Source organism: Hymenobacter saemangeumensis, assembly GCF_039541835.1.
Lineage (GTDB): Bacteria > Bacteroidota > Bacteroidia > Cytophagales > Hymenobacteraceae > Hymenobacter > Hymenobacter saemangeumensis.
This window is the reverse complement of sequence record NZ_BAABGZ010000008.1, coordinates 33316-53929: the sequence shown is the minus strand read 5'-3', so window position 1 is coordinate 53929 and position 20614 is coordinate 33316. Positions and strand designations below refer to the sequence as shown.

At 62.7% G+C, this 20614-nt stretch carries 16 protein-coding genes; 8 read left to right on the top strand and 8 right to left on the bottom strand.

The features are described 5' to 3' along the window. Positions 1-82: 82 nt before the first annotated feature. Positions 83-2089: a hypothetical protein gene (locus tag ABD919_RS01575; RefSeq protein ID WP_345233173.1), complete on the bottom strand. Its 2007-nt coding sequence runs from the start codon at positions 2087-2089 to the stop codon at positions 83-85. A 304-nt stretch (positions 2090-2393) separates the two neighbouring features. On the opposite strand from ABD919_RS01575, the gene ABD919_RS01570 reads away from it, so the two are divergent. After that, complete coding sequence (locus tag ABD919_RS01570) at positions 2394-4472, top strand: OmpA family protein (RefSeq protein ID WP_345233171.1); 2079 nt, start codon at positions 2394-2396, stop codon at positions 4470-4472. 225 nt (positions 4473-4697) lie between these two features. On the opposite strand, the gene floA is transcribed toward ABD919_RS01570, so the two are convergent. Beyond that, positions 4698-5699, bottom strand: a complete 1002-nt coding sequence (floA, locus tag ABD919_RS01565; protein WP_345233170.1) for a flotillin-like protein FloA — start codon at positions 5697-5699, stop codon at positions 4698-4700. Positions 5700-5834: 135 nt separating this feature from the next. Beyond that, on the bottom strand, positions 5835-6299 hold the full coding sequence (locus ABD919_RS01560) for an NfeD family protein (protein ID WP_345233168.1): 465 nt from the start codon (positions 6297-6299) through the stop codon (positions 5835-5837). Between the two features lie 98 nt (positions 6300-6397). Here ABD919_RS01560 and ABD919_RS01555 point away from each other — a divergent pair, with 98 nt between their 5' ends. Together ABD919_RS01555 and ABD919_RS01550 are read left to right on the top strand one after the other, a co-directional pair. Continuing rightward, the gene (locus ABD919_RS01555; protein WP_345233167.1) at positions 6398-6991 is read left to right on the top strand and encodes a Crp/Fnr family transcriptional regulator; all 594 of its coding nucleotides are present in this window, start codon (positions 6398-6400) and stop codon (positions 6989-6991) included. A 126-nt stretch (positions 6992-7117) separates the two neighbouring features. Beyond that, positions 7118-7681, top strand: coding sequence for a DinB family protein (locus ABD919_RS01550; protein ID WP_345233165.1), 564 nt, complete (start codon positions 7118-7120; stop codon positions 7679-7681). A gap of 9 nt (positions 7682-7690) precedes the next feature. Here the strand turns inward: ABD919_RS01550 and ABD919_RS01545 are convergent, their stop codons facing one another. Together ABD919_RS01545 and proS are read right to left on the bottom strand one after the other, a co-directional pair. Next, complete coding sequence (locus ABD919_RS01545; protein ID WP_345233163.1) at positions 7691-8089, bottom strand: hypothetical protein; 399 nt, start codon at positions 8087-8089, stop codon at positions 7691-7693. Between the two features lie 260 nt (positions 8090-8349). After that, a complete protein-coding gene (gene proS / locus ABD919_RS01540; protein WP_345233162.1) occupies positions 8350-9825 on the bottom strand; it encodes a proline--tRNA ligase in 1476 nt (491 codons plus the stop codon). A gap of 226 nt (positions 9826-10051) precedes the next feature. Here proS and ABD919_RS01535 point away from each other — a divergent pair, with 226 nt between their 5' ends. Both ABD919_RS01535 and ABD919_RS01530 read left to right on the top strand, forming a co-directional pair. Continuing rightward, the gene (locus ABD919_RS01535; protein ID WP_345233160.1) at positions 10052-11428 is read left to right on the top strand and encodes a hypothetical protein; all 1377 of its coding nucleotides are present in this window, start codon (positions 10052-10054) and stop codon (positions 11426-11428) included. 77 nt (positions 11429-11505) lie between these two features. Beyond that, positions 11506-13101 (top strand): hypothetical protein, encoded by a 1596-nt coding sequence (locus ABD919_RS01530; RefSeq protein ID WP_345233159.1) that lies wholly within the window; start codon positions 11506-11508, stop codon positions 13099-13101. A 91-nt stretch (positions 13102-13192) separates the two neighbouring features. Here ABD919_RS01530 and ABD919_RS01525 read toward each other — a convergent pair whose 3' ends face one another. After that, positions 13193-14152, bottom strand: coding sequence for a hypothetical protein (locus tag ABD919_RS01525; RefSeq protein WP_345233157.1), 960 nt, complete (start codon positions 14150-14152; stop codon positions 13193-13195). A gap of 134 nt (positions 14153-14286) precedes the next feature. Here ABD919_RS01525 and ABD919_RS01520 point away from each other — a divergent pair, with 134 nt between their 5' ends. Continuing rightward, the gene (locus ABD919_RS01520) at positions 14287-16530 is read left to right on the top strand and encodes a S9 family peptidase (protein WP_345233156.1); all 2244 of its coding nucleotides are present in this window, start codon (positions 14287-14289) and stop codon (positions 16528-16530) included. A 167-nt stretch (positions 16531-16697) separates the two neighbouring features. Here ABD919_RS01520 and ABD919_RS01515 read toward each other — a convergent pair whose 3' ends face one another. Continuing rightward, positions 16698-17165, bottom strand: coding sequence for a hypothetical protein (locus tag ABD919_RS01515; protein ID WP_345233154.1), 468 nt, complete (start codon positions 17163-17165; stop codon positions 16698-16700). Positions 17166-17491: 326 nt separating this feature from the next. On the opposite strand from ABD919_RS01515, the gene ABD919_RS01510 reads away from it, so the two are divergent. After that, on the top strand, positions 17492-18445 hold the full coding sequence (locus tag ABD919_RS01510) for an alpha/beta fold hydrolase (protein WP_345233153.1): 954 nt from the start codon (positions 17492-17494) through the stop codon (positions 18443-18445). 145 nt (positions 18446-18590) lie between these two features. Here ABD919_RS01510 and prmC read toward each other — a convergent pair whose 3' ends face one another. Next, a complete protein-coding gene (gene prmC, locus ABD919_RS01505) occupies positions 18591-19442 on the bottom strand; it encodes a peptide chain release factor N(5)-glutamine methyltransferase (RefSeq protein WP_345233151.1) in 852 nt (283 codons plus the stop codon). Positions 19443-19564: 122 nt separating this feature from the next. Here prmC and ribD point away from each other — a divergent pair, with 122 nt between their 5' ends. Further along, positions 19565-20596, top strand: coding sequence for a bifunctional diaminohydroxyphosphoribosylaminopyrimidine deaminase/5-amino-6-(5-phosphoribosylamino)uracil reductase RibD (gene ribD, locus ABD919_RS01500; protein WP_345233149.1), 1032 nt, complete (start codon positions 19565-19567; stop codon positions 20594-20596). Positions 20597-20614: the final 18 nt, after the last annotated feature.

Here is a 20614-nt window from a genome sequence, read left to right as displayed (position 1 = left end):
TCGTGCCAGCCCTCCAGGCCCGGCTGGCTGTCGGGTCAGGGAATGCCGTGTTCCTAGTTGCGTATGCGGCTATTTTGGGGCGCTATCGGCGCCCCAGCCGCCATTCAGCGCTGAGCTCGAAATAGGGCAGAATGCGCTTCGTTTCGCGGTCCAGGTCGGCGGGGGTATAGCTGCTGCCGGTGTAGGCGCCGCGGCCGGGCGCATAGGTGGAGAAGGTGCGCAGCCACTGCAGCCACACGCTGGCCACGAGGTTGAAGCCGGCATTGGCATGGCGCTCTACCGCCAGCTCGGGCCCGTGCTGCCGGGTGATGTTGTGCAAGTAGATGAGCTGCGACAACGGTCCGGTAGGGGCATCGGTGAGCAGGGCCGCCCGGCCGTAGTTGCGCTGCTCCAGCAGGCGGTAGCCCAGGCGCAGGGAGCTGCCGCCGCGGCGCCCGTTCCAGGTCTGGCGCAGGCCGGCGGTAAGGTCGTGCGTGACGCTGGTATCGAGGGGGCTTTCCCGAAACTGCTGCCACTGCAGCTGCCCCACGCGGTTTTCGCGGCGGGCGTAGTCGGCCAGCAGCAGCAGGCGCGGCCGCAGCTGGTAGCTGATGCTCTGGGTTTGCTCCAGCACGCGGCTGGCGCGGTTGCGGGCCTGCTCGCTGGGCCGGTCGCGCACCTGGTAGCTCACCCAGAGGTGGTAGCCCGACCGGATGCTGAGCTTGCCCGGCGCCCACACAAAGCCCGGCTCCCAGTGCAGCAGGTGGTCGGCGTAGTTTTCGGAGCTGAGCCCCGCCCGGATAAATACCGTCTGCCGGTACTCGCCGGCCACGGCCAGCGAGGTGCGAAACGCGCCGGCCCAGCGCCCGGTCCAGGTAAGGCGCAGCAGGTGCTGGGCTTCGTCGCGGGTTTGCTGGTTGTCGCGGCTGGGGGCATCCACGCGCAGCAGCTGGGCCGTGCCCAGCAGGGCCAGAACGTGCCGGGCGGTAGGCAGCCAGGTCAGGTCGCCCTGCCAGAGCGTGGTTTGCTCGGTAATGTCCTTCACCTGCTCGCGGCTCAGAGCCGCGTTGAAGCGGACGGGGCTTAGGAAGCGCGAGTTTTCCAGGTAGTAGGAGCGGCTGCGCTCGCGGTAGCTGAAGCTGATGCTGCTTTGCAGCCGGGGCCGGCTCAGGCGCAGCTCCTGCCGGGTGTCTATTTCGCGCTGGCGGTAGCCCAGGTCCTGCAGGGTATCGGCCGGGGCCGAGAGCCGGCGGTAGTTGAAGGCCCGGGTGGGCAGCAGCAGGCTGTTGTCGGAGCGCAGGCTGGCGTAGGGCGTGATGCGGTAGCTGGCACTGGCCTGCGCGGCCAGGGTGTCGGACTGAATGCGCTGCACCGAGCCGCGCAGGTAGTCCTCGGCGCGGTTGCTGCGGTAGCCCAGCCGGCCCTGCACGGTCAGGGGCGCCTGCTCCAGAAATGCCTGCTCGCCGACGGCTTCGGCCACCAGGCGCTGCACGGTGCGCGGCCCCAGCGCGGCCCGCGTGCCCAGCACCCGCACAATGAGGGGCGCCGCCGCGGGGCCATTGGCAAAGAGCATAGCCGCGGCATCAAGGCCATAGGCAAAGCCGGTGTCGTGGAAGCCGTTGCGGGCGTCGGTAGCCAGCCCGCCCAGCACCGTCAGGCGCAGCTGCGAGAGCGAGTCGCTGGCGTGGGCGGGGCGCAGGCGGCGCTGGTAGCCCAGCCGGCCCAGCCACAGGCCGGTGCGGGTGGCGTTGGCCCGGCTCTGGTCGTAATGCACTTGCTGGCCCAGCTGCCAGTGGTTGGCCTGGTCGAGGGCGTAGATGTGGGCCAGGTCGGCGCCGTAGTCTTCGCGCACAAAGGGCGGCTCGCCGCGGGAATCGTAAATCCAGTCGCTGCCCAGGCGGTAGCGCAGCTGCTGGCGCCGGCCCAGCGACAAAAAGCCGCGGGCGCTGCTGGTTTGCACAAAGGTGCTGATGCCCACCCGCCGGGCGCGGGTAGCCAGCAGCAGCAAGGTGTCGCGGCTGGCAGGGCGGGGCTGGTTGAAGACCGGTCCAAAAGCAGTGGCTCCCACTACCATCTGGCCTGCTGCCGGCATTGGCGCAGCCAGCAGCATAAGCCAGGCCAGCAGGGCCAGCACTTTTTTAACCGCTTCTGTGTTGCGCGCCTTCAGCCCGGCACGCCCCAGCGGCCGCCGCGCCTCGAATGCACAACAAAGAAACCAGTAAGCTAGCACACCAAAACGGCCATTTATTCCCTGCCTCCCGGCGCCGTACCGGGAAGGTAACACATCGGTTGATGTGGGACAAGAAATAGTTTTTCGTTAGGTTAGCGCTAGAAAGCAGGCTCGGTCCGCTTTCAGCCAGTAATGGAGTGCCGGGCCTGCTTGCTCGCACCCTCTTTTTCTGCTCTCCTCTATTATGCATAAGTTTCGTCCTGCTCCTCTGCTATCTGCCCTGCCGCTGGCAGCCTTCTTTCTGGGCGCTGCTCCTGCAGCGCAGGCCCAGCATGCTTTGTGGGCTTCCAAAATTATAGCTGTATCGTCGCAGAAGTCGGCTGGCAAAGAAGCCTTTTCCCCCGAAAAAGTCCTGGGCGCGCCCAATGCCCTGCCCCTGGGTCAAATCAACAACGAAGCCTGGATTCCCAAGAAGGAAGGCCCCAACGAGTTTATTGAGGTGAAGTTTGCCCGCTCCCTGCTGGCCCAGCAGGTGACGGTAGTGGAAAACTTCAACCCCGGCTCCATCACCAAGGTGGAGGTGGTCGACACCCGCGGCACCAAGCACGAGGTGTACAAAAACGACAACCCCGGCCCCATCCCGGAGCTGTACCGCACCCTGGAAATCAAGTTCCCAGCCGCTACCTACCGCACCATTGGCGTGGTCGTGACCATGAACACGGCCAAGGTGGAGGGGGTAAACCAGATTGACGCCATCGGCATTGCCGACGTGGCCCAGCAGATGGTGATGCAGGACTTCAAAGGACCCGCCGGCGACGACGACGCGGCGGTGAAGTTCGACTCCGCGCTGGTCAACCTGGGGCCCAACGTGAACACCCGCTACGTGGATACCCACCCGGTGATTTCGCCCGACGGCCGCACGCTGTTCTTTGCCCGCCAGGACCACCCCGGCAACGTAGGCGGCGGCAACGACCCCCAGGACGTGTGGTACTCCACCCTGCAGAACTCCAAAGCCAAAACCTGGGGGCCGGCCAAAAACATCGGCGCCCCCATCAACACCCCCGACGAGCCCAACGGCCTGGCATCGGTGACGGCCAGCGGCAACTCCGTGGTGCTCACCGGCGTGTACAGCGAAGGCGGCATTCTGGAACCCAAGGGCTTCAGCCTCAGCAGAAAAGTAAAAGGCGGCTGGTCGGTGCCTACCAAGATTGAGATTGAAGACTTCTACAACAACGACCCCGACCACGTCGACTGCTTCCTGGCTACCTCGGGCAAGGCCCTGCTCATGGCCGTGGAGCGTACCGACGGCCTGGGCGGCCAGGACCTGTACGTGAGCTTCCCCGCCCCCGGCAGCACCAAAAGCTGGACCCGCCCCCAGAACCTGGGGCCCAACGTCAACACCAAGAAAGCCGACTTTGCCCCCTTTCTGGCGGCCGATGAAAAGACTTTGTACTTCGCCAGCGAAGGCCGCGGGGGCTACGGCAAGTCCGACATCTTTTACTCCAAGCGCCTCGACGACACCTGGACCAACTGGAGCCCGCCCCGCAACCTGGGCTCGGTGGTGAACTCGCCCGACTTCGACGCTTACTTCACCCTGTCGGCCGCCGGCGACGACGCCTACCTGGTATCCTCCCGCAACGGCACCGACAAGTCCAAGGACATTTTTCGCATCGCCCTGTCGCCGGCCTTCCGGCCTGAAGTGGTAACGCTGGTACGCGGGCAGGTACTCGATGCCGTCACGAAAAAGCCCATCAAAGCCATTATCCGCTACGAAAACCTGCTCACCGGCGAGGAAATCGGGGTGACGGAAACCGACCCCGTCGACGGCTCTTATACCATTGTGCTGCCCAGCGGGGTGCAGTATGGCTACCGCGCCGAAGCCAAGAACTACATTGCCGAAAACGCCAACCTCGACGTGACTGCCCGCGACAAGTACTCGGAGCAGAAGCAGGACCTGTTCCTGGTGCCCTTCGCGGTAGGCCAAACCATTAAGCTGAACAACATCTTCTTTCAGCAAAGCAAGTATTACCTGCGCACCAACTCCTACCCCGAGCTGGCCCGCCTTATCCGCATCATGAAAGACTACCCCACGGTAGAAATCAAGCTTTCCGGCCACACCGACAACCAGGGCGACCCGGCCCTCAACCTCAAGCTCAGCCTCGACCGGGTGAACGAGGTTAAGAAATACCTCAGCAGCAAGGGCGTGAACGGGTCCCGCATCACCACCGAGGGCTTCGGCGACACCAAGCCCATCGCCAGCAACGACCAGGAAGAAACCCGCGCCCTGAATAGAAGGGTAGAGTTTACGATTACGAAGAAATGATTTTTGATGTGCTGATGGTTTGATGTGCTGAACCGGCGTGTCATGGCGAGCAAAGCGAAGCCATCCGTCCTCTCTGTGCGACTAGCCTTCTAATGTGAAAAGCCCCAACGCCAGCACTGGCATTGGGGCTTTTTGAGTTGTCACATCTCAAGGCGACTGAGAGCTAGAGGAAGGATTGCTTCGCTGCGCTCGCAATGATACATCAGCACATTATTAATCAGCACATCAAGACTGCCGCCCCTCTTCCCTACCCGGCTTCACGCTGCCGCTAGCGCCGCCAGGGTTGGCAATGGAGTCGCGCATCTCGGTATCAGCCTGGATGTTGCGCATCTTATAGTAGTCCATAATCCCCAGGTTGCCGCTGCGGAAGGCTTCGGCAATGGCGCGGGGAATTTCGGCTTCGGCGTCGACTACCCGAGCCTTGGCTTCCTGGGTTTTGGCGCGGTTTTCCTGCTCCATAGCTACGGCCATGGCGCGGCGCTCTTCGGCCCGGGCTTCGGCCACGCGCAGGTCGGCGCTGGCCTGGTCGGTCTGCAGCTTGGCGCCGATGTTTTCGCCGATATCCACGTCGGCAATGTCGATTGAGAGAATTTCGAAGGCCGTGCCGGCATCCAGGCCTTTCTGCAGCACCAGCTTGGAAATCTTGTCGGGGTTTTCCAGCACTTCCTTGTGCGACTTCGAGGAGCCGATGCTGGTGACGATGCCTTCGCCCACGCGGGCCAGAATGGTTTCCTCGCCGGCCCCACCCACCAGCTGGGTGATGTTGGCCCGCACCGTGACGCGGGCGATGACGATAAGCTGAATGCCATCCTGCGACACCGCCGCCACGTTGGGCGTGTTAATCACCTTGGGATTCACGCTGGTGGTTACGGCCTCAAACACATTGCGGCCGGCCAGGTCAATGGCCGTGGCCTGCTTGAAGCTCAGCGGGATGTTGGCCTTGTCGGCCGAAATCAGCGCCTTGATAACGTTGGGCACATTGCCCCCGGCCAGGTAGTGGGTTTCCAGCTCGTTGGCCGTCAGCTGCAGACCCGCCTTGGTGGAGGTAATCATGGAGTTGACGATAAGCGAGGGCGGCACCTTGCGCACCCGCATAAACACCAGCTGAAACAAGCTGACCCGCACCCCCGAAAATATTGCCGTTATCCACAGGCTGATGGGGAAGAAGTACAGAAAGACCAGCAGCACAACGGCTGCAATGCCCAGGGTAAATAATGAGAATTCCATGCCGCAATGTAGCGCGAAGTGGGCAGTTGACAGTTGACAGTTGTCAGTTGTTCGTTGTCAGTTGTCAGCTTCTTATTGCAAAGCAGCCGTCAGAACGACCTGACAACTGACAACGAACAACTGACAACAAACACTCTACACTGGCGCTACCACAATGCGGTTTTGCTCTATACCCAGCACCTGCACCTCGGTGCCGGCCGCCACAAACTCGCCGCGGGTAACTACCTCGCGCCGTTCTTCACCGAAGAGAACAGTACCGGAGGGCCGTAGCGCCGACAGGGAGCGGCCCAAGGTACCGGGCAGCATATCGGGGCGGCGGGCATCGTACACCGAGGCATCGTTAACATCCAGCAAAGCCACCTTGGCCAGGTTTCTGGGCCGCAGGCCAATGTAAACGATGAGCCCAGTAAGGGCCACCACGCTAAGCAAGGCAATATGGGCCATGGGCGTATCCAGGTCGCGGTAGCCCAGCCACACGCCTACTACCAGCAGCCCAAACCCAACAATGCCCACGATGGTGGTTCCCGGAATAAAAATAACTTCCGCCGCTAGAAACAGCAGGCCGAAGAGCAGCAGCATGACAATGGTGAGCCAAGGCATAAGACAAGGATTTTAAGTGGCAAAAGATAAAAGACCAGGGCTGAATTTGGGTCAGGCTGTTGGCCGCTTCTAATTTACGGCTTCCTTCACCCGATGTCATGCCCCCTGCCCCCGATTTTGCGGCGCCGGCCCGCCAGCTGCTCACTGCCCTGCTCAGCCAGGTGCCTTACCTGCCACCGGCCGAGATAGCCGAGTTTGCCGGGCTGTGGACCAAGGAGGTAGCCCTGAAGCGTGGCGACTTTCTGGTGCACCCCGGCCAGACCGAGCAGTTCCTGTACTTTATTCACCACGGGCTGCTCCGGATTTACTACCCCACGGCCAGCGAGGAAATCTGCGTGGGGTTTGGCCACGCCAATACCCTTATCTGCTCCTTTCCCTCCTTCGCCGCCGGCCGGCCTTCCGAGTATGCCATTCAGGCCCTGCGCCAGAGTGCCCTGATTGCCGTTAGCCGCCGCGACTTCCAGGCTTTTCTCGATGGCAGCCCGGCCTTTGCCCGGTTCTGGCGCTTTGAGCTGGAAAAAGCGCTGGTCGGCCGCATGGAGCACGAGATTGACCTGCTCATGCCCGAGCCGGCCCACCGGCTGGAGCGGCTGCGCAGGCGCAGCCCGCATATCTTTCAGCACGTGCCCAAGAAATACCTGGCTTCCTACCTGCGTATGTCGGCCGAAACCCTGAGCCGCCTGCGCTTTTGAGCTACCGTCCTGGTCAAGTTTGTCGGGTTAGGCCGCAGCCGGAACCAGCCGGCCCCAAGCGTATTCTTGATTCCCGTCAAGGTTTCGCCGGAAAGCAGCCCGGACCTTTGTCAAAAAACAAACACCATGAACGCCGCTGCTTTTCTCACCTCTCTGCAAGACGCCACCCAACAGCTTCGCGCTACTGCGCAGGCTGAGTTGGAGCCCCTGGAGCTGACCCTGCTCAACTACAAGCCCTCCCCTACCGCCTGGAGCATACTCGAATGCCTGGAGCATCTGAACCGCTACAGCCGCTACTACAACCCCCAGCTGGCCAAGGCCCTGACGCGCCCGGCAGCTCCGGCTCGTGCCCAGGAAACAGGCTATAGCTGGCTGGGCCGCAAGTCGGTAGCCATGATGCGGCCCGAAAACACAAAAAAGCAAACCACCTTCAAGCACATGAACCCCAGCGGCAGCAGACTGGGCCGGGAAGTGGTGAGCGAGTTCCTGGCCCACCAAACGCAGCTTCTCGACTTGCTGGCCCAGGCTCAGCAGGCCGACCTGAACCGCAAGGCCATCCCCGTGGAGTTCTTCCGGCTGCTGAAGCTGCGGCTGGGCGAAGCCCTGGAGTTTGTGGTAGTACACCAGCAGCGCCACCTGCAGCAAGCCTTGCGCGTGAAAGCAGGCCTGCAGGTGGCGCTGTCCTGCTAAGTCCGGTCCTTACTGCTTTACGGTGCCGTTGGCCACAAAGGCCGCCAGCCTGCCATCGGAGCTTTTCAGGCCCACAATCTCCACCAGCTCCTGGAAGAAGTCGGCTACCTGCTGGCGCTCCACGGCATTGCTGGTCAGCGAAGCCACCCGGGCGAGGCCTTTGTCGATGCATTCCAGGTAAGCCTCCCGGCTGGGAGTCTCCCGGGTTACCCGCCGAAACTCATCGGCGGCAATGATAAGCTGGCGGTTTACCTCCGGGCGGGCTTCCACGTGAATATTCTTGCCCGGCTTGGCTTTGGTAGCCACCGCCTGCTTGGTTACTTCCATGAAATCTTCCAGCTGCGTAATAGCATTGGCAGGTACTTGCACGGGAGTAGAGTCCTGGGCCAGGGAGGGCAACGAAGCCAATACAAAAAGGAAAGGTAGGAGGAGGCGCATCTGCGAAAGTAGATTGAGGATGAATGAATAGATAACAGGGGCTTGTACTGCTACGCCGCTGCTTCTGTTGTCTGTGGCAGGCACAACAAATTTATCCTCCCACCCAAGGGGGGCCTAATTATTTTTCTGTATCCGCAGACTTATTACCCCAACAAAACAGGGCCGGCCGCATTGCTGCGGCCGGCCCTGTTTTGTCAAGCTCCAGCGTAGAACGCGCCTGTGACTGAGCCTTAGTAAGCGCGGGCGAAGTAGGCCCGGCGTGGGCTGGGCTTGCCCGTCACCATGCAGATGCCCTCCTCATCAGGCTCGGCCAGCGCCAGGCAGCGCACCGTGGCCTTGGTTTCTTCTTTAATGCGCTCCTCGGTCTCCGAGGTGCCGTCGTAATGGGCCAGCACGAAGCCACCCTTGCCATCCAGCACCTGCTTGAACTCGTCGTAGCTTTCCACCCGGGTGGTGTGCTCCTCGCGGTAAGCTTTGGCTTTCTGGTAGATGTTGGCCTGAATGTCGTTGAGCAGCTGGTCGACGCTGGCCACGATGTCGGCCAGGGGCAGGCTCATCTTCTCCTTGGTATCGCGGCGGGCCACTTCCACCAGGCCGCTGTCGAGGTCGCGGGCGCCAATGGCCAGACGCACGGGCACGCCCTTCATCTCCCACTCGGCAAACTTGAAGCCGGGCCGCTCGGTGTCGCGGCTGTCCACCTTCACGGCAATGCCGCGGGCAATCAGCCCCTGTTGAATGGGCCGGATGCGCTCCAGCAGGGCGTCGAGCTCGCCGGTCTTGTAAATCGGCACAATAACAACCTGAATCGGGGCCAGCTTGGGCGGCAATACCAAGCCTTCATCGTCGGAGTGGGCCATCACCAGGGCGCCCATCAGGCGGGTGCTGACGCCCCAGCTGGTGCCCCATACGTGCTCCAGGCCACCTTCTTTGTTGGCGAAGGTCACGTCGAAGGCTTTGGCAAAGTTCTGGCCCAGGAAGTGGCTGGTGCCGGCCTGCAGGGCTTTACCATCCTGCATCAGCGCCTCGATGCAATAGGTGTCCTCGGCGCCGGCAAACCGCTCGTTGGGCGTTTTCACGCCCTTCACCACGGGCAGCGCCAGGTGCTCTTCGGCAAACTCAGCGTACACATCCAGCATCTGCCGGGTTTCAGCTACGGCTTCTTCGGCCGTGGCGTGGGCCGTGTGGCCTTCCTGCCACAGAAACTCGGCCGTGCGCAGAAACAGGCGGGTGCGCATCTCCCAGCGCACCACGTTGGCCCACTGGTTAATGAGCAAGGGCAGGTCGCGGTAGCTCTGCACCCAGTTCTTGTAGGTGCTCCAGATAATGGCTTCGGAGGTGGGGCGCACCACCAGCTCTTCTTCCAGCTTGGCGTTGGGGTCGACGCGCAGCTTGCCCGGCTTGTCGGGGTCGTTCTGCAGGCGGTAGTGTGTTACTACGGCGCACTCTTTGGCAAAGCCTTCCGCGTTTTTCTCCTCGGCCTCAAACAGGCTCTTTGGAATAAAAATGGGGAAGTAAGCATTCTCGTGGCCGGTGCGCTTGAACATGTCGTCCAGGGTGCGCTGCATTTTCTCCCAGATGGCGTAGCCATAGGGCTTAATCACCATGCAGCCGCGCACGGCCGAGTTCTCGGCCAAGCCCGCTTTTTTAACTAACTCATTGTACCAGAGAGAATAATCTTCCGCACGGGTAGGCAACTTTTTGCTCATAACAGGCATCTTACGGGTAAGCGAAATAAGTTCCCTAAACTGGTACAGCTTTTGATTTGACCGTTTGGGCACCGATTCGGGCTCAAATTACGTTATTAAACCGCAGCCCCTTGTAACGGTTATGATGAAGGGCAGAACTGTAAGCTGAGGCTCAGAACATTTGCTCACATATTTCGCAGTGGCTGCCTACTATCTTTACCTATTGTCTGCCTTTACGCACAAAGCCATGAAAAATTCCCTCACCGCGTTTCTTCCCGCCCTGGCCCTGCTGGCGTTGAGCGGCTGTGCCAGTACCGGGGCCATTGCCACGTCGGAAGACGATGGGGTATATTATTCCTCTAAAGACCGGAGTACCGCTATTGTAACCCCGGCCCCGGCGGCGGAAGCGCCCGCGGGCAATGAGGCGGCCAACCCCGATTACAACGGCAACGCGTCAACGCGCTCCAATGGTGGCAGCACCGCCAGCTCGCAGGACTATTACGACGACACCTACACCAGCACCCGCCGCACGTATGTGTATGCCGGCCCGGGGGTTGCTTACTACACTCCCGTAGTGTATGCTCCCTACACCACGCTGAGCTACGGCATCTCACCCTACGGCCCGGCTTTCTACGACCCGTTCTACTCGCCGTTTTATAGCCCCTTTTACGGCTATGGCCCGAGCGTAAGCATTAACATCGGCTATGGCCGCCCCTGGGGCTGGGGCCGCCACTATGGTGCCTACTACGACCCCTACTATGGCTATGCCTCCCCCTGGGGCTATGGCTATGCGGGCTACTACGACCCGTATTTCTATGGTGGCCGCTACTATGGGGGCTACTATGGCCCCCGTGGCTACTACGGCAATAGCTACTATGGCAACTCCTATTACGGCAACGCCTACTATGGTGACCGCAACCGGGCGCCCATCACCTCCCGTCACCGGGCTGACCGCATGTCAAGCGGTGGCCGGGTAAGCTCGGCCAGCTCGGGCAGTGGCACCAACGCCAGCACGGGCGGGGGCCGCGTTCGCACCGGGGGCCGCTCGGCGCTGACGGAGCCGGGTACTCCGCAGCCGATGGAAACCACCCCCGAGGGTGGCCGCGTGCGCAGCGAGGCCGCGGCGGCGATGCCGGCCAGCTATACTTCTCCCGAGCCGGTGGTAAAGCCACAGCGTAACCGCGACGAAAAGCCCCAGCAGTTTGGCACGGTAGACCAGCCTGCTAATCAGCCGGTACGCATGTCGGCTGAAGAAGCCCAGCCGGGTCGCAACACGGGCCGGGGCCGCTGGCGCGATGCGGAGCTCAACCAGCAGCTGGGGCAGTCGGCTCCGGAGCCGCAGCCCCAGCCTGCCGTACTGCCCGAGGGTGAGCGCAAGCCCCGCCGTGAGTACAACCAGGCCGAGGCGCCGGCAAATACCGGTTACGCTACGCCCGAAGGTTATTCCCGCCCAGCCGAGCAGCAACCTGCTCGCCGGCGCACCTACGAAGCTCCCCGCTCGTATGAGCAGCCGCAACGCAACCAGCAGCCTGCCTATTCGGCGCCGAGCTACTCTGCCCCCTCGAATGACGGCGGCTCGCGGGGAAGCAGCGGCGGTGGCCGTAGCCGCGGCCGGGCCGACTAACTCAACAGCTCACCCATTGTTTTCTGCGAAAACCTTTCCTGAGCCGGCCCAACGGCCGGCTCTTTTTCTTCCTAACCATGAAAAAACGGACTATCTGGCTTAGCCTGGCCCTGGCAGTGGGGCAGGCCAGCCACGCCTTTGCCCAGGACGCCAGCGATGCGCTGCGCTATTCCCGCCAGCAGTTTGGCGGCCCGGCCCGCACCTTGGGCATTGCCGGCGCCAACGTGGCCCTGGGGGCCGATTTCGGCAGCCTGAGCAGCAACCCGGCCGGCCTGGGCCTGTTTCAGAAATCGGAGCTGCACCTTACGCCGGGCCTGGGCCTGGGCCAGGGCGAGGGCCGAATGGAAGGCAGCAGCAGCGCGGCCCAGACCGAAAACAAAAACAGCTTCCACATTGCCAGCGCCGGCCTGGTGCTCACCGGCCGCAAAGCCGATACCGACCAAAGCTCCAACTGGCGAGGCGGCTCCCTGGCTTTTGGCTTCACACGCACGGCTGACTTCAACACGGCGTCGCGCTACGGTGCCACCCTCAACGAGCGTAGCATTGGGGGGCGCACGTACACGGCAGCCGAGCAGTCGTACTTGGCTTCGCTGGAAGGCACGGCCCCGCCGTCCTATTTCAGCGACATCCGCCGGCAGAGCAGCGCGGGCGACTACGAGACGGCCGATGCTTTGGCTTATGGCGCTTACCTCACCAATATTGTACGCAGCCGCAACGGCAGCGACTCCGCCATCGTGATGCGCCGCATGCGGGGGCCTATCGGACAGTCGGAGTCCATTGTTTCGCGCGGCTCCATGTCGCAGTTTGACATTGGCTACGGGGCCAGCTACCGCGACCGGCTGTACATCGGGGCGGCCCTTGGCATCGTAAGCTCCAACTACCGGACGACCCGCAGCTTTACCGAAACGGAGACGGACCCCACCACCCGGTTGAACAGCTACACGCTGCGCGACGACCTCAGCACCAGCGGCCGGGGCGTGAACCTGCGCGTAGGGGCCATCCTCCGCGCATCAGACTTCCTGCGGGTGGGGGCCTCCATTCAGACGCCTACTTTCCTGAGCCTGACGGATACGTACAACTCCCGCATCACCACCGACTTCAGCGCGCAGGGCAGCGACAACTCGCCTGCGCTGCCGGCGTCGGTAGTAGGTGTCACCTCGGTGGATGCGCTGGAGAATATCTACGACTATAATCTGACCACGCCCTTCCGGGCCAATGGGGGCGCGGCCCTGACCATTGGCAAGATTGGCTTCCTGACCGGTGATGTGGAGTACGTGGGCTACAACCAGGCCCGGCTGAGCAATGCCAAGGGCGAAGCCAATGGCGACGACTACTCATTTTCCAAGGAGAACAGCAGCATCCGCTCGCGCTACCGCAGCGTGGTGAACCTGCGCTTCGGCGGCGAGCTGCGCTACGATGTATTCCGGGTGCGGGCCGGCTATGCCCGCTACGGCGACCCCTACCAGACGGAATCCAGCGTAAACCGGATTCAAAGCTTTTATACGGCGGGGGCCGGTCTGCGCCAGGGCAGCTTTTTCCTCGATGCCGCGGTGATGTACCAGGCCTTCGACCAGGCCTATACTCCCTACACCCTCAGCAACGGCCTGGAGCCGCTGATTAAGGTAAATAACAACCGCTACACGACCAGCATCACGGCCGGGGTTACGTTCTAGCCAGCCTTGGCATTGAGCAGGCGGATGCTTAAGCGTCGGCCTCAACAACAAGCGGCTGCTCCTTGCTGGGGCAGCCGCTTGTTGTTTTACCTTACTTCTGAATGCGCACCGTACAGCTCACCAGAGGCACTGGCGTTCGAATTATATCATTGATAATGAGCAGGCCGTAACGGGTATCGGAGCTGCCTGGGTCGCGGGTTGCGAAAGCCAGCACATTGTCTTTAGCCAGTGGGCCGGTGCTGTTGGCGCTGGTGTACGCCGGGCTGTTGTTGTAGGCATCGCGGAGCTTGTCGCGGGTGTCGGCATTCTGAAACGCATCGCGGCTGAGATTGGCCCGTCGGATACTGGTAGGCCGGCGGTTAGCCGCTGGCCAGCGGGTGGTGGAGAGGGCCAGGGCACTGTGGTCCGGTGTTTCCAGGCTGATGTCGTTCTGACGCATGGCAAACACCAGGTCGACCAGCTTTTGATTTTCGGGCTGGGTGTTGACCGCGTACTTGGGCAGCAGCAGGCCGGGGCGCAGGGCCAGAAAGCGGCGGCCTTCCGGGCCATTGGCGGCGGGCCGGGCCACCAGGGTGTATGAGTGGTACACGGCCAGCGAATCGGACTTGCGCACGGTGATGCGGAAGGCCCGGCTGGCGGTGCGCCCCTCGCGGTCGGTGGCGCTGTAAATCCAGCGCTCGGTGCCGGAAGTGCTGCGGGCGCTAAAGCGGCTCTGAAACAGCACGTTCTTTTGCCCGGAGGTAAAGACGGAATCCAGGTAAATCAGCGTGGGCCCGTCGGGTGTGTCTTTGGGGTCGTAGCTGGAGGCGGGCGTGGGGTAGTTGATAGGGTTGGCCGTGGGCTCGTAGCTTACCTGCACCTGCAGGCGGCGGAGGGGCTCTTCGCTGGAGGCGTACACCCGCGTGGTCAGCGTGTCGGCCGCGCCGGCGGTGCGGTTGCTCGACGTAAGCCCGGTGGCCCCCACGAAGTCGAGGCGTACCGGGGCGGGCTCCGTGTCGCAGGAAGTAAGGAGGCCGGCCAGAGCCAGTAAAAGCGGGAGGCAGAAGCGCATAGTACAAAGGTAAGGGCCGGCTGAACGCACGGGCCGGCACGCTGGTTTCGGGGCGGGGCACGCAACGCCGCGCCGGCAGCGGCTATCTTTAACGCCCCACCCCGTTTCTTATTTCGTTACCCTTTTCTTTCCCCATGCGTTTTCGCACCCTTGCGCTGGCCCTGCTGCTAGCCTCCAACGGCCCGGCCCTGCTGTCGGGGCAGCCTTCGGCTGCACTATTTGCCCAACAAAAGCAGGCCCTGAGCCTGGAAGACATCTGGGCCTCGGGCAAGCTCCTGCCCCGCACCGTGCCCGGCTTCGACTGGATGAAGGACGGCCGCTACTACGCCGCCCTGGTCAACAACGAGGTGGTGCAGCACGAGGTGACCACCGGCAAAGCCGTGCAAACCCTGGTGCCGGCCGCCGACCTGAAGCCCGCCGGGCAGCAGGCGGCCATCACCATCAACGGCTACGTCTTTAATGCCGACGAGCAGAAGCTGCTGCTCAGCACCCAGACCGAGCCCATCTACCGGCACTCGCAGAAGGCCTACTACTACGTGTACGACCGGGCCAGCAAGAAGCTGGTGCCCCTTAGCCAGGGCGACAAGCAGGGCAACGCCACCTTCTCGCCCGACGGCCGCATGGTGGCCTTCACCCGCGACAACAACCTGTACGTGGTAGACCTGGCCACCATGACGGAAAAGGCCGTGACCAGCAACGGCGCCGTGAATAAGATAATCAACGGCTCGACCGACTGGGTGTATGAGGAGGAATTCGGCTTTGCCAAGGGCTACGACTGGTCGCCCGACAGCAAGCAGCTGGCTTACTACACCTTTGACGAAAGCCGGGTGCCGGAGTACAATATGCAGGAATGGGGCCCGCTCTACCCCAAAGACTACCGCTACAAGTACCCCAAGGCCGGTGAGAAAAACTCCATCGTGAGCATCTCGGCCTACGACCTGGGCAGCGGCCGCAGCACCCGCATGGACCTGGGCCCGGAAACCGACCAGTACATCCCGCGCATGATGTGGACCCAAACGCCGGGCCTGCTCAGCATGCAGCGCCTGAACCGCCTGCAAAACAAGCTGGAGATTCTGCACGGCGACCCGGCCACCGGCAAAACCACGGTGGTGCTCACCGACACCAACCCGGCCTACGTGGAAATCAACGACGACCTGCGCTACCTCGAAGGCGGCAAGCAGTTCCTCTTCACCAGCGAGCAGGATGGCTACCAGCACCTTTACCTCTACGACATCAGCGGCAAGCTCATTCGCCAGGTGACGAAAGGGCCCTGGGAAATCAGCGCCATCAACGGGTTTGACCCCAAGGCCGGCGTGGTGTACTACACCAGCACCGAAGCCTCGCCGCTGGAGCGCCACCTCTACCGCATCAGCCTGAAGGGCACCGACAAGGTGCGCATCAGCGACCCCGGCCATGGCATCGACAAGGTGAACATGAGCCCCGACACCCGGTACTTTCTCAACGACTTCTCCAAGGCCGGCACGCCCAGCGTCATCAGCCTGCGCGAGGGCCGCACGGGCAAGCTGGTGAAAGTTCTGGAAGACAACGCCAAGCTGCGCGAAACCCTGGGCCAGTACGCCATGGCCAGCTTCGAGTTTTTTAAGTTCAGCACCGCCGACGGCCAGCAGCTGAACGGCTGGATGATGAAGCCCGCGGACTTCGACCCCAGCAAGAAGTACCCCGTGCTGATGTACTGCTACGGCGGCCCCAGCTTTGGCAGCAGCAGCACCCAGACCGTGCTGGACAACGCGAGTGGCGGAGGGGGCGCCTTCAACCGCTACCTCTGGAACAATTACCTCACCCAGCAGGGCTACATCGTGGTATCGGTGGAGGGACGTGGCTCCTCGGGCCGCGGGGCTGCGTTCCGCAAAGCCACCTATGCCAACCTGGGCAAGTACGAAGCCATTGACCAGGGCGCCGGCGCCAAGCACCTGGGCACGCTGCCTTACGTGGACAAAAGCCGCATCGGCCTGTGGGGCTGGAGCTTTGGGGGCTACCTCACGGCGCTGGCCATTACCACCCAGCCCGAGCTGTTCAAGCTGGGCATTGCCGTGGCGCCCGTCACCAACTGGCGCTACTACGACACGGTGTACACCGAGCGCTACCTGAAGACGCCGCAGCTCAACCCCGGCGGCTACGACGACAACTCCCCCGTGCAGCACGCGGCCAAGCTCAAGGCGAAGTTCCTGCTCGTGCACGGCACCGGCGACGACAACGTACACTTCCAGAACTCGGTAGCCTTCACCGATGCCCTCATTGCCGCCAACAAGGACTTCCAGACCCTTTACTACCCCAACCGCAACCACAGCATCCGGGGCGGCAATACCTCCCTGCACCTCTACCGGCAGATGACGAATTTCATTCAGGCCAATCTGTAGTTGTTGGTTGTCAGTTGATAGTTGTCAGTTGTCAGAATGTTCTGGAGTCAGCCTTACCGGAATGCCCTGGCAACTGAAAACAAACAACTTGATTATAACGGCTGTTGACCCGGGCTCTCGGGCGTGCTGCAGTTGGAGGTCGATAGGCTCGGGCGGGTACAGGGACGCTAAGGCTGGTAGTCGTAGCGCAGGGCGCCCCCCGGATAGGCCTTGCCTACAGCCTCTATCTCAGCAAATGCCTGCTTAGAAGCATTGTTCGTGATAGCTGCCCGTTCTTCTACTGCAAACGTCCCGAACGTGCCGCGCCACTGCCCTGTCAGGCGCAGGCCTGTTTTGCAGGTGATAGCCAGAATGTGCATGGAGTGAGAGCCGCTTTTGGTGTACGCTCGCGGTTTGGTGATGATGCTCGACAAGTCGTAATCAATCTTTTCAATGGCAAAGCCGCGCTCTTGCAGAATGCCTGCTATGGTTCGTAAAGCCGCTCGGGCGCTGTCACTTGTGTTTACCAACAGCACGTTGGCCTTATAGAACGGAGCCACGGCCGGGGGTGGTGGCTGCATGACAACATTTGGCTGCTGAGCAAACACAGGAGCTGCCCCCAATAGCAGGGCGAAAAGCAGATAGATTGTTCTCATAGCCGCCAATATACATCTCGGCCGGGTGGTGCCACCAATACCCCGCCCCGGCCCCTGCTTGCCCCGGCCTAGGGGTAGCTTTGGGATTAGTTGTCAGTTGTCAGATTGTTCTGGCAAAGCTGACTCCAGAACGACCTGACAACTGACAACTATCAACTGACAACTATAAACCCCACCCCAAAGCGCCCCTGCTACTCATAGCAGGGGCGCTTTTTGTTGATGCGTGCTACAGATTCGTCCGGCACTGCCGACGCCTCATCCTTTACATCCGCCGATTCGGTCACATTGAATGGCACGCTGGACCTTGCTCACTGTAGCTTTGGGATATGAAAACGCTTTACACCCTCCGTCCTGCGCTGCAGCGCCTCGCTCTCCTCACCGTACTGGTAGTTGCCTGGGTAGGCCTGCAGGCCCGCCCCCTCCCCAATGGCACGCCCAGCGTCACCACCACCGATGGCGTGGCCCTGTATGCCCGCGTGGCCGGCCAGGGCCTGCCCTGCGTGTTTGTGCACGGCGGACCTGGTGCGGGCAGCTTCGCAGTGGAGTCGCTGGCTGGCCCGGTGCTGGAAGCCCAGTTCCAGATGATTTACCTGGACCAGCGCGGCAGCGGCCGCTCGGCCAGCTCACCGGCCAAAAGCTACGGGCTCGACCGGCTGGTGCTGGACCTGGAGGAGCTGCGCCAGCAGCTGGGCCTGAAGAAATGGGTGCTGATGTCGCACTCCTTCGGCGGCATCATCGCCACGGCCTACGCCAGCAAGTACCCCGAGCGGGTGCAGGGCCTCATCCTGGTCAACAGCATTCTGAGCCTGCCGGCCTCCATGGAAAGCTACGCCAGCGCCGGCTACGCCCTGCTGCCCGCCGCTACCCGCCCGCCCCTGGACCCGGCCGCTCCCCTGCCCCAGCGCTTCTTCATGGTGTCGGCGCTGCTGGGCCAGCAGCGCCTGCAAGGGCAGCTGATGTACGCCCACGACTCTACCGCTACCCGGCTGGCCCGCCTCGAGCCGGCCCAGCCGGCCAACCTCGACTTCGCCAGCTCCCTCTTCAACCAGCCCGGCTCAATCGATGGCTACCTGCAGGACTTTACCGCCATTACCGCCCAGCTGAAGATACCGGTGCTGGTACTGCCCGGCGCGGCCGACCATGTGACGGGGCCCACGCATCATCAGTCCTTTCACTTCCCCCGCCAGCAGGTAGTGGTAATGCCCGGCAAGCACTACGCCCTCATCGAAAGCCCCCGGGAGTTCGGCCAGGCCCTGGCTGGGTTTGGAAAAATGCTGTAAGCGTAACGAAAGGCAGAAGCTTGCACTAAGCCCACATAACAGTCAAAAGAACGTCATGCTGAGCGGAGCGCAGCGCAGTCGAAGCATGACGTTCTGTTTTCGGATTAGCCGTTGAGCCTCAGGCCTTGTGTCTAGCCTGGCCTGGCTAGGCGGAAGCCCGCACCATGCGGGCCTTGCCGAACATGTCGTCCACGGCGCGCACCTCGCGGTAGCCCTGGTTCTGCAGTAGCACGACGGTCTCCTGCCCGAAGGCTTCGTTGATTTCAAAGTACAGGCCGCCACCGGGTCGCAGCAGCTGCCGCCCCAGCGCCCCAATGCGGCGGTAAAACAGCAGCGGGTCGGCGTCGGGCACAAACAGGGCGGTGGCAGGCTCCCAAGCCAGCACGTTGTCCCGCATCAGCGCTTTTTCGCTTTCCCGCACGTAGGGCGGGTTGCTGACGAGCACATCGAGGGTGCCGGGCGCTACCGCCGGCATTTGCGTCAGAATATCCACGCGCTGAAAATCCACCTCGGGCGCGTACCGCCGGCCGTTGCGACGGGCTACGGCCAGGGCTTCTTCGGAAATATCGACGCCCAGGGCGCGGGCCGGCTGCAGGGCCCGGGCCAGGGCCAGCACCAGGCAGCCCGACCCTGTGCCCACATCCAGCAGGCCGCGCACCGGCTGCCGCTGCCAGTCGGCCAGCACCAGGCGCACCAGCTCCTCAGTTTCCGGACGCGGAATAAGGGTGGCCGGGCTTACTTCCAGCTCCATGCCCTCGAAGTGGGCCGTGCCCAGCACGTACTGCACCGGCTCGTGGGCCAGCAGGCGCGCCTGCTGCGCCGGCAGCTGGGCCAGCACTTCGGCTGGCACTGGCTGCCCCGCCTGCATCATAAACGTCAGACTGCTAAGGCCCAGCTGCTGCTGCAGGACAAGGCGGGCAATGGCCTCGGCTTCCGGAGGCGGGTAGGCCGCTGCCAGGGCCGCGGCGAGGGAAGCGGTGGTTTCGCGTAGGGTCATCGGCCGCAAAGGTCGGCCAGCGCCGGGTTTATATAGCTCCCAGGCCCACTGCCGGCGCACCCGCCGGCGCTACAGGTGCGTACAAGGCCCGTCTGCCCCACCTCCCCTACTACCTTTGCGCCATGTCCGATGAGCTATTCATGCGCCGTGCCCTCGACCTGGCACATCTGGGCACCGGGTATGCCCGGCCCAACCCCCTGGTAGGCTGCGTTGTCACCCACGAAGGGCGTATTATCGGCGAAGGCTACCACCAGCAGTACGGCGGCCCCCACGCCGAGGTAAACGCCCTGGCGGCCGTAGCCGACCAGTCGCTGCTCAAAAAAAGCCGGGTGTACGTGACGCTGGAGCCCTGCGCCCACCACGGCAAAACCCCGCCCTGTGCCGACCTGCTCATCGAAAAAGGCGTGCCCGAAGTGGTGGTCTGCAACCGCGACCCCTTTCCCCTGGTGGCCGGCAAAGGCATTGAGAAGCTGCGTGCCGCCGGCATCAAGGTCGAAACCGGCCTGCTGGCCGAGGAAGGCCGCTGGCTGAACCGGCGCTTCTTCACCTTTCACGAGCAGCAGCGCCCCTACCTGGTGCTGAAGTGGGCCGAAACCTCCGACGGCTTCCTGGCCGGGCGCTTTTTTCAGCCTGTGGCCATCAGCTGCGAGCAGGCCCGGCTGCTTACCCACCAGTGGCGGGCCGAGGAAGCCGGCATCCTGGTAGGCACCCGCACCGCCCTGCACGACAACCCCCGCCTGAACGTGCGCGACTGGCCCGGCCCCCAGCCCACGCGCATCATCATCGACAAGAACCTGAGTCTGCCCCCGGCCCACCACATCCTCGACGGCAGCCAGCCCACCCTTATCTACTCCTACCGCCACCGCGACGGTCGCCCCAACCTCCAAACCGTAACCCTGCCCGAGTCGGCGGAGCTGATGTCGGTCATGCTGCATGACCTGTACCAGCGCAACATCCAGTCGGTGCTGGTGGAAGGTGGCCCCACCGTGCTCAACGCCCTGATTGAAGCCGGCATGTGGGACGAAATTCGCGTGTTCCGCGCTCCCATGCAGCTGGAGCAGGGCATTGCCGCGCCCCGGCTGGGCCTTACCCACCTACGCGAGCAATCCACGGTTGGCATCGACCAGCTGTTCTGGTACGTGAACGACAAGTAGATTTTAGTTGTCAGTTGT